Annotated in this window: 14 protein-coding genes; 7 read left to right on the top strand and 7 right to left on the bottom strand. The window is 51.9% G+C overall.

Annotation, left to right across the window (positions count from 1 at the left end; all coding sequences use genetic code 11):
- The first annotated feature begins 282 nt into the window (after positions 1-282).
- Together PN498_RS10875 and PN498_RS10870 are read left to right on the top strand one after the other, a co-directional pair.
- Complete coding sequence (locus PN498_RS10875) at positions 283-966, top strand: response regulator transcription factor (protein ID WP_272062780.1); 684 nt, start codon at positions 283-285, stop codon at positions 964-966.
- Complete coding sequence (locus tag PN498_RS10870; RefSeq protein WP_272062778.1) at positions 963-2399, top strand: ATP-binding protein; 1437 nt, start codon at positions 963-965, stop codon at positions 2397-2399. Before PN498_RS10875 ends, PN498_RS10870 begins: the two co-directional genes overlap by 4 nt.
- Before the next feature lie 94 nt (positions 2400-2493).
- Here PN498_RS10870 and PN498_RS10865 read toward each other — a convergent pair whose 3' ends face one another.
- The 5 genes from PN498_RS10865 to PN498_RS10845 form a co-directional block, all read right to left on the bottom strand.
- The gene (locus PN498_RS10865; RefSeq protein ID WP_272062777.1) at positions 2494-3210 is read right to left on the bottom strand and encodes an ABC transporter ATP-binding protein; all 717 of its coding nucleotides are present in this window, start codon (positions 3208-3210) and stop codon (positions 2494-2496) included.
- 8 nt (positions 3211-3218) lie between these two features.
- On the bottom strand, positions 3219-4508 hold the full coding sequence (locus tag PN498_RS10860; RefSeq protein WP_272062775.1) for an ABC transporter permease: 1290 nt from the start codon (positions 4506-4508) through the stop codon (positions 3219-3221).
- On the bottom strand, positions 4501-5934 hold the full coding sequence (locus PN498_RS10855) for an efflux RND transporter periplasmic adaptor subunit (protein WP_272062773.1): 1434 nt from the start codon (positions 5932-5934) through the stop codon (positions 4501-4503). The genes PN498_RS10860 and PN498_RS10855 overlap by 8 nt, the downstream gene beginning before the upstream one ends.
- A 32-nt stretch (positions 5935-5966) precedes the next feature.
- Positions 5967-7040 carry a YHYH protein gene (locus PN498_RS10850; protein ID WP_272062772.1) on the bottom strand — a complete coding sequence of 358 codons (1074 nt, stop codon included), beginning with the start codon at positions 7038-7040 and terminating at the stop codon, positions 5967-5969.
- Positions 7041-7356: 316 nt separating this feature from the next.
- On the bottom strand, positions 7357-7725 hold the full coding sequence (locus PN498_RS10845) for an FHA domain-containing protein (RefSeq protein ID WP_272062771.1): 369 nt from the start codon (positions 7723-7725) through the stop codon (positions 7357-7359).
- Positions 7726-7930: 205 nt separating this feature from the next.
- On the opposite strand from PN498_RS10845, the gene PN498_RS10840 reads away from it, so the two are divergent.
- The gene (locus PN498_RS10840) at positions 7931-8077 is read left to right on the top strand and encodes a hypothetical protein (protein WP_272062770.1); all 147 of its coding nucleotides are present in this window, start codon (positions 7931-7933) and stop codon (positions 8075-8077) included.
- A gap of 259 nt (positions 8078-8336) precedes the next feature.
- On the opposite strand, the gene PN498_RS10835 is transcribed toward PN498_RS10840, so the two are convergent.
- Positions 8337-8630 carry a hypothetical protein gene (locus tag PN498_RS10835; protein ID WP_272062769.1) on the bottom strand — a complete coding sequence of 98 codons (294 nt, stop codon included), beginning with the start codon at positions 8628-8630 and terminating at the stop codon, positions 8337-8339.
- Between the two features lie 148 nt (positions 8631-8778).
- Here PN498_RS10835 and PN498_RS10830 point away from each other — a divergent pair, with 148 nt between their 5' ends.
- Complete coding sequence (locus PN498_RS10830; protein WP_272062768.1) at positions 8779-9027, top strand: hypothetical protein; 249 nt, start codon at positions 8779-8781, stop codon at positions 9025-9027.
- A 427-nt stretch (positions 9028-9454) separates the two neighbouring features.
- Complete coding sequence (locus PN498_RS10825) at positions 9455-10060, top strand: Uma2 family endonuclease (RefSeq protein ID WP_272062767.1); 606 nt, start codon at positions 9455-9457, stop codon at positions 10058-10060.
- Positions 10061-10269: 209 nt separating this feature from the next.
- Here PN498_RS10825 and topA read toward each other — a convergent pair whose 3' ends face one another.
- Positions 10270-12498, bottom strand: coding sequence for a type I DNA topoisomerase (gene topA, locus PN498_RS10820; RefSeq protein WP_272062766.1), 2229 nt, complete (start codon positions 12496-12498; stop codon positions 10270-10272).
- A 240-nt stretch (positions 12499-12738) separates the two neighbouring features.
- Between topA and PN498_RS10815 the strand changes: the two genes are divergently transcribed.
- On the top strand, positions 12739-13269 hold the full coding sequence (locus tag PN498_RS10815) for a hypothetical protein (protein ID WP_272062765.1): 531 nt from the start codon (positions 12739-12741) through the stop codon (positions 13267-13269).
- On the top strand, positions 13266-13934 hold the full coding sequence (locus tag PN498_RS10810) for a hypothetical protein (protein WP_272062764.1): 669 nt from the start codon (positions 13266-13268) through the stop codon (positions 13932-13934). The genes PN498_RS10815 and PN498_RS10810 overlap by 4 nt, the downstream gene beginning before the upstream one ends.
- Positions 13935-14398: the final 464 nt, after the last annotated feature.

Genomic DNA, 14398 nt, shown 5'->3' with positions numbered 1-14398 from the left:
AGAATGATGACGGTCTATATATTGAAAAGATTTATCTCAAGTCATCGAGATGATCCGAAAAAATTGAGTTCCATTTTTCCAACTCTGTTGAATTTCAGGGTAGGTGTCTCCAAATAGGGTGATTTAGGGGATTAAGCCCGAACTGTTTCTATTAAGCAGGCAGAAAATTACAGCACTGCCCCGCTCTGACTTACAGTTTTGTAATTCGGATAGGGTTGAGCTTTTTGTGCCTAGGCTTTGTAATTTAAGAAAGCCGCTACTGCCCAAGCCACCGATTGAACGATGCGCGTTTTGTTTGTAGAAGACGAACCCAAAATTGCTAACTTTGTTCGAACTGGCCTAGCCGAGCAGGGATTTGTCGTGGACTACTGTGAAAACGGCAACGAGGCACTAGCGCTAGCGTTAGACCAAGATTACGATGTGCTAGTTCTCGATATTATGGTACCGGGAAAAGACGGACTGGCGATTCTTAAACAGCTACGGCAGTCTGGACGGAGCACGCCCGTAATTTTGGTGACAGCCCGCAGTGAGCTAGACGACCGGCTGACAGGGCTCAACCTGGGGGCCGATGACTACATCACCAAGCCCTTTTTTGTCGAAGAGCTAGTGGCTCGTATTCACGCGGTCGTGCGGCGCAGCGTGGGCGAACGGCAGAACCTGCTGACGGTAGCCGATCTTAGGTTGGACCGGATTACGCGGGAGGTGAGTTGTCAGGAACAAACGATAGAGCTGACCACGCGAGAGTTCAACCTGCTGGAATATCTGATGCGATCGCCCGGTCGCGTCTTCACCCGCACTCAAATTCTAGAGCACGTATGGGGCTATGACTTCAACCCTGGCACCAACGTAGTAGACGTGTGCATTCAGCGGCTGCGCAAGAAAATTGACTGCGCAGGTGAACCTAGCCACATTGAGAACGTGCGCGGCGTCGGCTATCGGTTTCGTGCACCTGAGGCAGCACCGTGAAGCGGTCCTTTCGGCTGCGTCTGGCCCTGCTGTCTACGGTGCTGGCCGGTTCAGCCTTAGTCGGGTTCAGTGGCTTGGCTTGGCGGCTAATCTATAGCGCTAAAATTAGCCAGTTGGACACTCGCCTAGAAAATCAGATCCAGCGCTTCGATAGGCCGCTGCCCACTGCCGGTGACTCACGAGATTGGGACACAAATCTCACACAAGACCTAGACGCCGAAATGGGTAGTGAAATTGCGCTACAAATTCTCGATGCCCAGGGTGAGCCCTTTTACCAGTCAGAGAGCTGGGATCCTGCGTTCGACCGACCTAGTCTGTATCCGCCCCGTCCGGCGCTCTCACCAACATCAGACTTACCTCCGCCAGAAGACAGTAATGGTCGCCCGCCCCCGCCGCCGCCCAATCTGCGACCTCGCCTGATGACGCTACATACAGCAGATGCCAGCTGGCGAGTGGGAGCCACCAGCTTTCCCGCCCATCAAGTAGCGATCGCCACCAATCTGCAGGGGCTCCGCCAAGACATGGCCGTTATCCGCAACACCTTCCTGGTTACTATTCCCTCTGTCTTGCTGCTAGTGGCAGTTGGGGCCTGGGCGCTGTCGGGCAGTGCCCTCCGTTCGGTCCGTCAGCTAACGGCAACGATGCAGCAGGTCACCGCCACTGACCTCAACCAGCGCGTTTCTTTGAGCGATGTGGACATTGAATTTACCGCCCTAATCGAGGTGTTTAACCGGATGCTAGCGCGGCTAGAGCGCAGCTTTATGCAAGCTTCTCGCTTCAGTGCCGACGCTGCCCACGAACTCAAAACGCCCCTTGCCGTTCTGCAAGGCGAACTCGAACAGGGTTTGCAGCAAGCCGAAGCGGGTTCCCCGCTTCAGCAAACCTTGAGTAGTTTCCTAGAAGAAGTCCGTCGTCTTAGCGGCATTGTCCGTAAGCTGCTGCTACTCTCGCAGGCTGACGCTGGACAGATGAGACTGAACAAAGAGTCGATTAACCTTTCGGCATTGCTCACCGTCTTGGTGGAGGATTTAGACCTGCTTGCAGATGACCTTTCGATTCAAGCTGACATTGCTCCCAATCTTGGTGTTCAAGGAGATCGAGATTTAATTGCTCAGGTGCTGCAAAACCTCACCAGCAATGCAGTCAAATATAATCTTTCGAATGGATGGATTCGTATCGAGGCTAGACAGCGGCAGGGGCAAGTTCAAATTACCGTTGCAAATGCCTCTAACCCATTGTCAAAAGCAGAGCGAGATCGCATCTTTGATCGCTTTTACCGAGGTGACCCCGCCCGCACTCGCAAAGTAGATGGCCTTGGTCTAGGACTTAGCCTTTCACAAGAAATTATTCGTGCCCATCAAGGAACGCTGATTCTAGATGATACGTTTGGCAATCAAACCGTTTTTATCCTATGCCTGCCCAATGTTGTATGAAGCAATGTTCGAGTTTGCCGCGTAGGTTGCCGAGGAGCAACTTAGGTAGCCTATCAGAACTGTTGAGGCAGAGGCGTATGGGTTAACTGACGTGTCACTTCTGCATCCGAAGACTGGCACTATTCCCTGTATGCTCTTGTCCTTGAAGCAACCCGTCCTGAACGTGGATGACGCGATGGGTTTGTGCGGCAATATCAGGCTCATGGGTCACAATGATGACGGTGATGCCTTGGTGGTTGAGTTCGGTGAGGAGGGTCATGACCTCATGAGAGGTTTGACTATCGAGCGCGCCGGTCGGTTCGTCCGCCAGCACCAATGCTGGACGGTTGACTAGCGCCCGGGCGATCGCCACTCGCTGCTGTTGTCCTCCCGATAGCTGACTAGGCCGGTTGCCTAGGCGATCGCCCAAGCCCACCCGAGTCAGAGCGACTGCTGCCTGTTGACGTCGCTGGCTCCGACTCGCACCGGCATAAACCATTGGTAGCATGACGTTTTCTAACGCCGTTGACCGAGGCAACAGGTTAAACTGCTGAAACACAAAGCCAATGCGCTGATTGCGAATGTAGGCGAGGCCTTTATTGTTCAGCGTGGTTAAGTTGCGCCCTTCTAGGACATAGTGGCCCGCCGAGGGGCGATCAAGGCAGCCAATAATGTTCATCAGCGTCGATTTGCCTGACCCTGAGGCTCCCATAATCGAAACATAGTCGCCTTCCTCAATGGTGAGGTCAATGCCCTTCAGTACGGGCACTTCCACTTCACCCAAGCGGTAAGTTTTACGAATTCCTGTCATCCAAATCATGGTGGTCATCATGACGCCTGCTAATCACTTCTTAAGGCAATAATTGGATCTAATTTGGCTGCGCTGCGGGCCGGAATCACCCCCGCCACAATGCCAATGACAAAAGAGAGTCCTACTCCTAGGGCGATCGCCCAGAGCGCAATCACAACGGGAAAATCGAATAGCGTCGCGGCTATCCCAGAGATCGCTACGCCTAGCCCCACGCCTAAAACACCGCCAGCAGCGGCAATGGCGATCGCCTCAGCCAAAAACTGACTTAAAACTGCTTGATTGGTTGCTCCAACAGCCTTACGAATGCCAATCTCGCGGGTCCGCTCGACTACTGAGACCAGCATGATATTGGCAATGCCAATACCGCCGACGATGAGGGAAATCGCCGCGATCGCCGCCACCATAATGGTGAAAAGTCCCACCGTACTGGTGAGAGTCTCAACCAGATCAGCCGCGCTCACGATCTCAAAATCATCTTCATCGCCTTTAGCGGGATGAATGTTGTGGCGCACACGCAGTAAATTCGTCATCTGAAAATCAGCCGCCTCTAAATGGGCCTGCTCAGTCACTTTCACCGCAATCCCTTGAACGGCAATACCGCTCAGCGCATTGTTGCCCACCAACCGAGCTGACATATTCGTGAGGGGGACATAAATCTGCTCATCCGGATTCTCTCGTCCTTGAGCCCCTTTTTCATTGGCTACCCCAAGCACGCTGTAGCGCTGCCCCTGAATGCGAATATTGGCCCCAATCGCCTCACTATCTGTGCCGAATAAATCATCTCTCACAGTTGCTCCCAAAATTGCCACCGCCTGCGCTTCTGTGAGTTCCGCCTCGGTGAAATAACGTCCTGATTGCAATGTGATGTTATTAACCGCTAAGTAATCGGTATCCGTCCCTAAAATAGTTGTAGACGTGTTGTTTTCTCCATAAACCACCTGGGCCGTATGTTCTAGGTAGGCCGTTACCGTATCGGCTACGGTCACCTGAGATGCAATGGCTTGGGCATCGCTCCAAGTCAGTGTGGTTGCACTCCCACGGCCTTGGCTGATATTGCCGCTATTCGCGGCCCCTGCCCTAATTTGCAAAACATCTGCGCCTAAGTTCTGCAAATTTGCTTCGGTAGCAGCCTGTACCCCTTGCCCGACTGAGGTAACCGCAATCACAGCCATAATCCCAATGATTACGCCCAGCATGGTGAGCGCGGTGCGTAGCTTATTGCTCCACAGTGCGGCGATCGCCATCGCCAAAATCTCCATGATAGAGATCGATGGCGGCTGAATAGAAGCTAGAGGCTTTTTAGACCTAATCTTAACCACCAGGGCCCCCTCCTCGTGGCGGACCATTACCGCCAGCTCCACCGCCTGGAAGGAGAGGCGACCCCCCTCGGTTTTGCAAATTCTCAGGCAGTCCCTGGGCCGCGCTCAAAACGATTTGTTCATCCCCTTCCAGTCCCGAAATCACCTCCGTTTTATCGTCAACTGTCAGCCCCGTCTCAATCGAGAGAAATCGAGGCGTACCGTCGCGACCCATGACCAAGACCCCTTCTCCTTGTTCCTCTCGCACAATAGCAACGGTTGGCACGACCAAGACATCGGTCAGTTCACCGGCTTGAAATTCGACATCTACGTTCATCCCCGGTCGGAGTTGTGACTGTACCGCTTCAGAAAGATTGACTCGGACCTCAAAACTGGTCACATCAGAGGAGACTGTGGCCTGTTCGGCAACCTGGGCTACGGTCCCTTCAAACTGGCGATCAGGGTAAGCATCAGCTGTGATGCTAGCCGTTTGCCCAGGCTGAATTTGAGCAATATCTGCTTCCGCTACGCTTGCGACTACTTGATAGTTAGAGGCCAAAGAGAGAATAGAAGAAGACGAAGACGAATCAGTCTCACTCGCAGCCGTAGAAGGAGAAACAAAATCACCTGGGTCTGCATAGCGAGCTGTCACAACGCCGCTAAAAGGAGCTCGAATGACCGCATCTTCAATCTGAGTCATGATCGTGACAAACGCTCCTTCCGCCTCCATCACTGCGGCTTCGGCCTGAGCGATCTCTTCCTGACGGCTACCTGACTGACTGAGATCAAGTGCCTGCTGCGCGCTTTTCACCTGTGCCTGCGCCGTGTCACGAGCGGTTCGATAGCCCGTCGTTTCTTCAGCTGAGACCGCCCCCTGCTCATAGAGGACTTCATAGCGGCGGAAGTTTTCCTCAGCCTGGCTTAAACTGGCTTCGGCGTCAGCCAGATTAGCCTCAGCTTGGGCAATCTCTTGTGGGCGATTACCCGCGACGAGCATGGCCAAATTAGCGCGGGCCGAAGCAAGTTGCCCCTGTGTCTCGATGAGCTGTCCCTGCAAATCAGAATCATCCATGTAGGCTAACGCCTGACCTGCTTCAACCGCATCGCCCTCAGCTACGGTCACTTCTTCCAAACGCTCTGACGTTTTAGGGCTAACGTTTGTCAGTTGCTCTGCTTCGACCGTTCCGTTAGCTGTCACCATAATGGGTAGGGTGGTGGTTTCAACCTCAACGGTCTGCGTTTGAGCTTGTTCTTGCTGCTGGGGCAACAGAACGAACTGCCGATAGAGCAGATAACCGCCGCTGGTGAGCAGACTAATCATAAAAAGGCCAGCAATACCCTGAGCGAGGCGATGTTTAGCTGGATGTTTGAACGCAATTTCTGCGTGTGATTTAGAAATGGTCTTTGAGGTTTGGGGCGATCGCAAATTCATCGGATTTATATCCATAGAGCACCTCCTTTAATGGAGTATGAGTTTTGTTAGAAAGGCTCACCACCCTCTGGGGGTCCGCGCCGTGCTGATGGCTCGGGCGTTCCCTTCACGCAGCGCTGCACGAAGGGGTAAGCGTCGGTCGCGTAGTAGTGATAGATGCCTTGCGGGAATTCCGGCGTCACTGCAAAACGGCCATTACATTCGTCAAGGTCACCAGAACCTTCAACATATTCATAGTCTTGGGAAAACGTACCCATGGGTATGAGGTCGACACTGGGCCGATCCGGATCTGGCGAGGCTTTCAATTGATAGCTAGGTTCCATCGCCTGCAAGACACTGGTGCTAGATTCGGGAGCGCTGTAGCCATACCGCGCATAGAGCGGAAACCCATCTGCCGCCCAAGCAATGAGCTGCATCGATTCGCCTGCCAAATTCTGTTCTGACAGCATACCTTCGGGAATACCGTGATAGTGATAGACACCACCCCGCTGCACATGGGCGTGATTAGCATCTTCACCAAAGTCAAAGGTCGATTGGCCTAGCGCTTCCATCGTCCACTCCCCAGTGCTGCCAGGCCTCAAACTGCACTCAGACACATTAGTGATACCGGAGGCACACCGCCCACCCGTCCCAGGGTTAAAGTTCACCCCGTTCAGCCCATAGGCCGGTACTATAATCCGCTGACCAGCGCCCGTACGCGCAACCGGATTCAGCGGCATCGCAACATCGACCTCATGGGTCGTAATGGGATTACGCTCCCCCACGAACTGTTCACCCGTTTGATGATTCGGGACCCCGTTTGCAACCAGCTGCCGCTGCCCATCAGCACAAGACCACTGTGCCTCACTTGGCAGACCCAATTGCTCGTTCAGCACGTTGGTACTGGCATCGCATAGGACGCCAGAGGTGTCGGCCTCGGTGGATGCAATGGGTTCCCCTAGGTCACCTTCTGGCCGATCGCTACCCGGCCGGTCTCTGGGTGAACCGCCTTCGGGTCTGCTTGGGGCAACATCTTGAGTCACGCTTTCGTGACCCTGCTGGGCCATCGGACGATGTAATCCGAATGCCAGCACCGCGATCGCAACGCCCAATGCAAGAATGATTAGTCCTACTTTTTTCATGGATATAGCTCCAGTCAAAGAGAACGCTAAATAGCGCAAATAAGCTTGTGTTTTAGGCATGATTTCCAGCTAAATTTTTGGCCAGTTTCACCGCTAAAAAAGATTACTGAACGGCTTTTCTGGCCAGCACAAAATTGTTCAAAATCAGATTAGAAAACCAGATAACTCAGCATTAGCGCCGATAAAAACGTCTAAAAATTTGGTATAGCCAAGTTTGTTGCCAACGCCGACTATTCTATTAGCGTAGGTCACGGCTTCAAGCCAAGTAGCGTCGCCAAAATTATCTGGAAATCAGTTTTCAGACACTAAAGAGAAATCAAGAGTGGAAATGAATGTTGATTTGGATAGCATTGTGAGGCAGTACCAAAATATCTCTATCCTTTAACAGATAGTGCTGTAGAGGAGGCAAACGCCGACGATTGAGCAATGTGCCGTTTTGGCTTCTTAAATCTGTAATGAAAAAACCACATTGATCATTGTGACTCAACATGGCATGAACCCGAGAAATCATCTGATCGGAAAGCACGATCGCACAGTCTGGAGCTCGGCCAATCACCCAAGTGGAAGACTCACGAATCAATAAGCCTTTAGTGTTAGGAAGATCCGTATAGATTGTGAATTCACAATTGAGCTGAATGATGATTGTGATGTGGAAAATAGGCTCTGCTAGTTCCAGAGGAGACATTGAGGGCTGAGTTGCTGTTGGGTGAGCAGCACCCTCTTTTACAGATGACCTAACCGAATTTGAACTAAGCTTACCGATTATGGACGGAATAGTTGGATGCTGACTCTCATCGTTCTCTTTTGAGAACATCATAGATTTCTTGTCATTGGCAATTGGTTGGTGATTCTGCATCTTCTTTTCGGAGATAGCTTTTTCAGTTGATGTTATGAATGACGATTCTCACGTAAAAACTGTTTGGTCACGGCTTACTCAGGGCGATCGCTCTGAAGTTGAAAAATTGAGCAAATTTTCTTTCTCTGTTGAAGCCCTACCCCTGACGATTGGTTCTGTTCTAGTAGCCGTCATCGTTTAGCCGTCAATCCTTGAAGCTGACACCCGATCGCCCCTAGCTAATTTTGCGGAGCGGGCGCGTTCATGTTGATGCCGTCAGGCTTTCGGTTTATAGCGGCATGCATTTGAATCAAGCACACCGCATTCCCCGTTCCCTATTCCCTTAAAACACTGAGATGTACTTGACCAAACTGCACAGGGCTATGATTGACGATGCGCCCTAGCTTGGGAGAGCCCTCCAGTTAATGCCTGCAGCGGTCTCCCTTTATGACATTTCGGGCCTAGATTTGGATCTCAATATCGAGGGAAACGTCGGCAGGTTCTGGCCTATTGTCTTGAGGGTTATCAGGCAGTCTAACGGGCGCTCTCGGGGCTGGTTCCGGTGGGGCTGGTTCCGGGGCTAGTTCCGGTGGGGCCGGTGACCTCTCAACTCTCTGAGCGATCACAACCTGACGCGGTCTCTCTTCCACATCGCGGGCTTGGGCGCTGGTAGCCGCAGTTGCGATAAAACCCATGCAAGCAGTGCTGACTAATGCTGTGGACAAAAGGACTTTAGCTGTTTGATTGAGTTTCATTTTTTCAACTCTGTTGAATTTCATGGTGGGTTATCTCCGAGGCGGATTAGTTAGGGGTTTAAGCCTGAACTGTTTCTATTAAGCAGGCAGAAAATTACAGCGCTACCCTGCTTTGAATTACAGTTTTGTAATCTGGGTCTGGACAGTCATGATAGTTTTGATGGATATTCCTGCGGAAATGGCATCGAGATTGATCACGACTGGGCGACTGAGATGCGCGATGAATTTGCACGAACAGCTAGAGGCAAATAATCAGGAGTCCACTGTTTGTGACTCAATCGATGACTTGTTCCTCGCGATGCCTGGAAAAGGCCAGATTATTCAAAAAACAATGCTGAAGAGGAAACGCGGTTTACTGCAAGCGCCCTTGGTTGAGGTGATTAGTTGGGATACCTAAGGAACGGGAACGTATTTAAGTATCAACTTTGAACTTTGGATTCGCCGATGACTCAATCATTCAAAACTCAAAACTGAGAACTTAAAACTCATTCAGTCCTAAGCCGAATAGGTTGTTCTTGCGTTACTAGAATTGCGTTGTGTCTGTGAGGATCGTACGATTGTTCCTGATATCGCAGTATTAATCTGGATTGGAATTCCGTTCCCTAAGATGGAGAAGTCTCTAACGATTGTCCTTAGCTCCTGATTGGGTAGGATGATAGAGGTTGTAGCGGAATCATCACTGATGACAGAGGCGCTCGATAGGCAAATTAAACGAATCACTTGGACGCACGATCGCTACGTCGTTGCCTATCGTTCTAGCTTGCTACCAGAACAAATCAAGCTTTAAGTGACGAGGCACGAATCTCAGTGCTGGAGGGAGCACAATGACCCAAGCCAAGCCAAAACCCAAGCTTACCTTTGAAGAGTTCCTAGAGTATGACGATGGGACCGATAAGCGCTATGAGCTAGACAATGGAGTACTTATCGAAGTGGCACCAGAGAGCGACCTGAATATTCGTTTGGCTCTGTGGTTAGCTGAACTGCTTCGATCAGTCGTTAGCTGGAAATTGATCCGAACTCACGCCAGCACCATCGAAGTCAAACCCCTGCCTGGGCTCTCTAGACAAAATCGCTACCCGGACTTAATGATTCTGACGTCCGAGCTTTTGGTACGCCTGGAAACCGAAAAGAGTAGTGCGATCAAGCTCGATATGCCAAATCCAACGTTAGTTGCTGAATTTGTCAGTCCCTATGAACGAACTAGCGACGAAAATTATCAACGCGACTATGTTGGCAAGCGGAAGCAGTACGAACATCGAGGGATTCCTGAGTACTGGATCGTTGATGCCACTGCTCGGAAGGTAACGGTGCTCATATTGAAAGACCACCGCTATACGGAGCAGGTCTTTACCGGGCAAGACGAAATCGACTCGACTGCTTTTCCAGAGCTAGAGCTGACAGCCGATCAGATTTTCTCCGAATATCTATAATGAGGGGCGCGATCGCCGATGCCGGCTAGAACGTTGCTCAGATGGCGATGGCGATGGGCCAACTCTCGCAAATTGTAAGTCAGCTTTCAAAAGACGTGCGATCGCTCGCGACTGAGATGGATTATCTGCGACCCATGAGATGAGCAGCGCAGCAGTAACAGAGAGCTGAGAAGCCGAGATTTGCACAAATTGCTTGTCTTTTGGTCGTTTTAACGTTTCGCTCGTGCAGTGCTCTGCTCTTTGCTTGTTTCCTCTGAGGTGGCTGACGTTGACGTTGGCAATTGCATCGTGCCGAACTTGGGCGACCAAAACTCCCCTCGACTCTGAAAGAATGCCACTTCCTTACACTTACCTCGGCGATTCTCCAGGATTGAACAGCGCAGCATCACTTTCTCTTGCCCGTCTTTGGTGTAAGCGTAGCGTTCCAGCATGGCTCCGCAAACGGGGCAGGGCTGGTCCACAAACATCTGTGGATTGAATGCTTGTCGCTGAGTATGAGGCAATTCATAGCGCTTCGCCTTGCCATTCCAGAACATGACGGTGCTACAGCCTGTGCCAGAGCATTTCAGGAAGTGATTGGCTTTCATCTTTTTGGAACGAGACGGCACTTTGGTCATCGCTTTCCCGCAGGTGGGGCACTTGGTCTTAGTGACTTGACCCTTTGCGGACTTAGACTTCGGGGCTGACGATCTCTGAGAAACCTTTTCGGGTGATTCTGAGGAGGTGGGCAGAGACAAGAGTTGGGATTTGGCTTGAGCGATCGCGGGAGCAAAGTAGCTTTCATTCCAACCCGTCAGATAAGCCTGCCAATCTTGCTGGCCGGTGGCGATCGTATCTAGTGCCGTCTCCATCTGCGCGGTGAATTCAGGCTGAATCAGATCCGGCAGAAGTTTTTCCAATGCGCCATCCAGTTCCAGCCCCAGCGCGGTCGGTTGCAGTTTACCCTTCACCACTCGTACATATTCCCGCTGCCTCAGGGTTTTAATCGTCGGCGCGTAGGTGCTGGGCCGACCAATCCCTTTTTGCTCCATCAGCTTGACCAGCTTCGGCTCGCTATAGCGCGACGGTGGCTGGGTTTGCTTCTGCTCTGCCTGGGCCTGCTTGAGTTGCAGCGTTTGTCCCTGTGTGAGTGCTGGCAATACCGAGTCAGCGCTGATGTTATTCCAGTAGCGGGTATATCCGGCAAATTCGAGTACCTGACCTCGCGCTTCCCAGTAGGCTTCGCCAGATTGGGTGACGATGCGTGTCTTCCGCAGCCGAGCTGGAGCGCATTGAGAGGCGACCGCCCGATTCCAGATCAGCTCATAAAGACGCCCTGCCTCTGCCCCGAGTTCTGACTGAAGGACATCAGGTGGATGATTCACATTGGTTGGGCGAATGGCTTCGTGAGCCTCTTGAGATCCTTTCACCGCTCGATGCCGAGTTCTCTTTTTCGGCAGGTTGGTCGGATCCTGCTGCTGAAGGTATTGGCACACCGACTCACAGAAAGACGTCGAGAGCTGGACCGAATCGGTGCGCATGTAGGTGATGTAGCCCTTTTCGTATAGTGATTGAGCCACCTTCATCGTACGCTCTGGACTCAGATGCAACTTAGAGCCAGCGGCCTGCTGCAATGTTGAGGTGACAAAGGGCGGCAGCGGCGATTGTGTCGTTTGCTTCCCTTCAATCCGAACGACAGTATGAGGATGAGCCTGGGCGATCGCCACCAGCGCATCGGCTCTTGCTTGTGAGGTGATTCGTTCTGATTCCGGCTCAGCTCGTTTATCTTCAGCAATATCTTTAGTCGATTTACGCTGAGGCTGAAGACGACTGCGATAGAACGCCTTAAAGCCTTCACCGTAACTGATCCAAACGCTCCAATAGTCCTGAGGGACAAAGGCTTGAATGGCTCGTTCACGCCCGCAGAGCAGATGTAAGGTCGCGCTCTGGACTCGCCCCATCGATTTTGCGCCATTATTCAAAGGCCAAACGACATGACGGCTGCCGGTGTAGCCGACAAGTTTGTCTAGGCAATCCCGCGCTCGACCAGCGGCAATCAGGCTTTGATCAAGAAGGCGTGGGTGAGCGATCGCGGCCCTCACTGCCTGGGGCGTGATCTCGCTGTAGACGACGCGCTGAGGATTCTTGAGGCGGAGTGCCTGCTGCAAATGCCAACCAATCGTTTCCCCCTCACGGTCAGGGTCAGTAGCGATATAGATGCGATCAGCTTTCTTCACCGCCTGTCTGAGGTCTGACAACACCTGCTTGGAGCGAGCATCCCGGGGCTGATAGCGACAGGTGATTGTCTTGCCCTCTAAATCAAACCCCAGAGAATCCACGCCGTCACTGGCCAGTTCTCGCACATGCCCCATGCTGGCTTTGATGATCCAGCCAGCACCCAGGATTTGACCCAGCTTTTTCACTTTTCCTGGACTTTCAATGAGCAATAGATTTGCCATTCCATCACACCTTTGCCATCAGAGCAGCGAGCAATCAGCACTTCATTTATAGTACAGGTGAATCAGAATCGCACTTGAGCAATATTCAAACGAGTCAATGCAAGCAATTTTTCTATTTGTGTAATTCGTAGTGTAAGAAAGCTGCCTGATAGCGATGCCGTCGGGAATGCTGATGTGGATTGACTGTTGATTTACGCTAAAACTTACACTAAAATTGCAACGCTCTCTTTTACCTGAGCCATGCCCCGACGTATCGACCCCAAGTGCCTAGACTGCACTCAACTCTCAACCGCTGAAGCGCGTGAGCAACACGGGCCACAGGGGGACAACTGTTGGGTCGAGAGCCGCTGTCATCGCAAGCGATCGCACTACCGTAATCGCCGCGACAATAACGCCGCTCGTCGGAGTCACTACAATCAAGAGCGACAGCAGCAAAAAGACGCGACCGCACCTGAAACCCTGACCTTCCCTCTAGCCATAAAGCCAGTTGCGTATTTGTACCTCTATCGACAGAAACGACAGGATGCTCCGCTTCATGCCATTGCGGTTTCGGTTTGGGAAGGCAGCAAGCGAGTGTTAGAAGTCGAACCTATCCACTGTGCGGGAATGCGGAATCAGCAGATTCAGCGCTATCTGATGGACGTGCTCAAAACGTTGCGGGAACGGTTTGGTATCACTAAATTTGAGCCTGAGATTCGCCTAGAGCCCACTGAATGTCCGATTGTGCCTTGTCCCCTGAAACCCGCTGCGATCGCTGAGGCAGATGAATGAACGATGAGTCCAAGCAACTAGAACTAGCTCTCGATTTGGCCTTAGATGATCCGGCCGAAGCCGATTTAAGCGAACTTTGGCAGCAGTTTGAAGTGGCTTCAGCCCAGCTATCGACTCAAGAGCGTCTACGGTTAGGCAGTCAAGCGATCGAATGCTTAGCCCGCATCTATCGAGCTAAAGCGAACTGGCTGCTCGATGACTGGGAGTATGCTTACGACCCTCAAGATCCGAATCTGCCTGGAGATTGGCTTCAAGGCTTAGTACGGCAAACCCAGCAGGTCGATTTGTCCGATTTGACAGCACCAGCTCAAAGGCGTTCACGTACCAACACCTCCAAAAAGCACCGACCAGGGCAAGATACCGTTGTTGGAGAAGTTTCCAAAGCTAACCTGTTAGAGATGCTGGACCAAGTGGAACTGGAAACACGAAAGACAGCAGCTCTAGCGGTCGCCCATGAGGAGCGAGTCCAAGAATGGGTAAGTGAGATTCAAGCGTGGTTTGAACAATATCCGCAACCCATTCCGTTGTTGGACCTCCAGCAAAATCTAGGCTGGCCCTTGATCCAACTCTGGTTAAGCCTTCTGTTGGGGGGATTCCAGTTAGAGACGACGGAGCCATCCTTCTATAGTTCACGGATTCTCGTTTCTCCAGGCGCAAATAGCTAAAGCCCTTGAGCTGAGCTAGTCGGACCTCTATTCGTCGAGGGTATGTACGTCACTTTGTCCGAATGTTAGGGAACAAATTAGGCCATCTTATTCCCTAACGCTTTGTTGTGCGATTGCCACCATGCGCCCATCTTCTGTTAGCCCCAGCAACATTGGCTGTCCGGCAAGAATCAGCTCTTTGGTCAGAGCGCATCGTTCCTCTCGCTGAGCGATCGCCTTTACCGTAGCAGCGACTCACGCTTGACCACGTTATTCCGCGCTCGACCTGGCTCAACGTATAGAGGTTGACACAGGTCGAGCCGCGTTTCTGTTGCCAGTTGATTGGGGAGCACGTCATCCGCTCATGGTAGAAAAAATATCCTAGAAGATATCGTTTCTATTCGGTGATAGTCATGACCCCCGAGGACCGTCAGCAACTGGATTCCCATGTCCGCGCAATCGCAGCGATTCTGCATAGCGACGCG

Origin of the sequence: Oscillatoria sp. CS-180, assembly GCF_028330965.1 — a bacterium.
Classification (GTDB): domain Bacteria; phylum Cyanobacteriota; class Cyanobacteriia; order Phormidesmidales; family Phormidesmidaceae; genus Halomicronema.
This window is presented reverse-complemented; position numbering and strand designations above follow the sequence as displayed.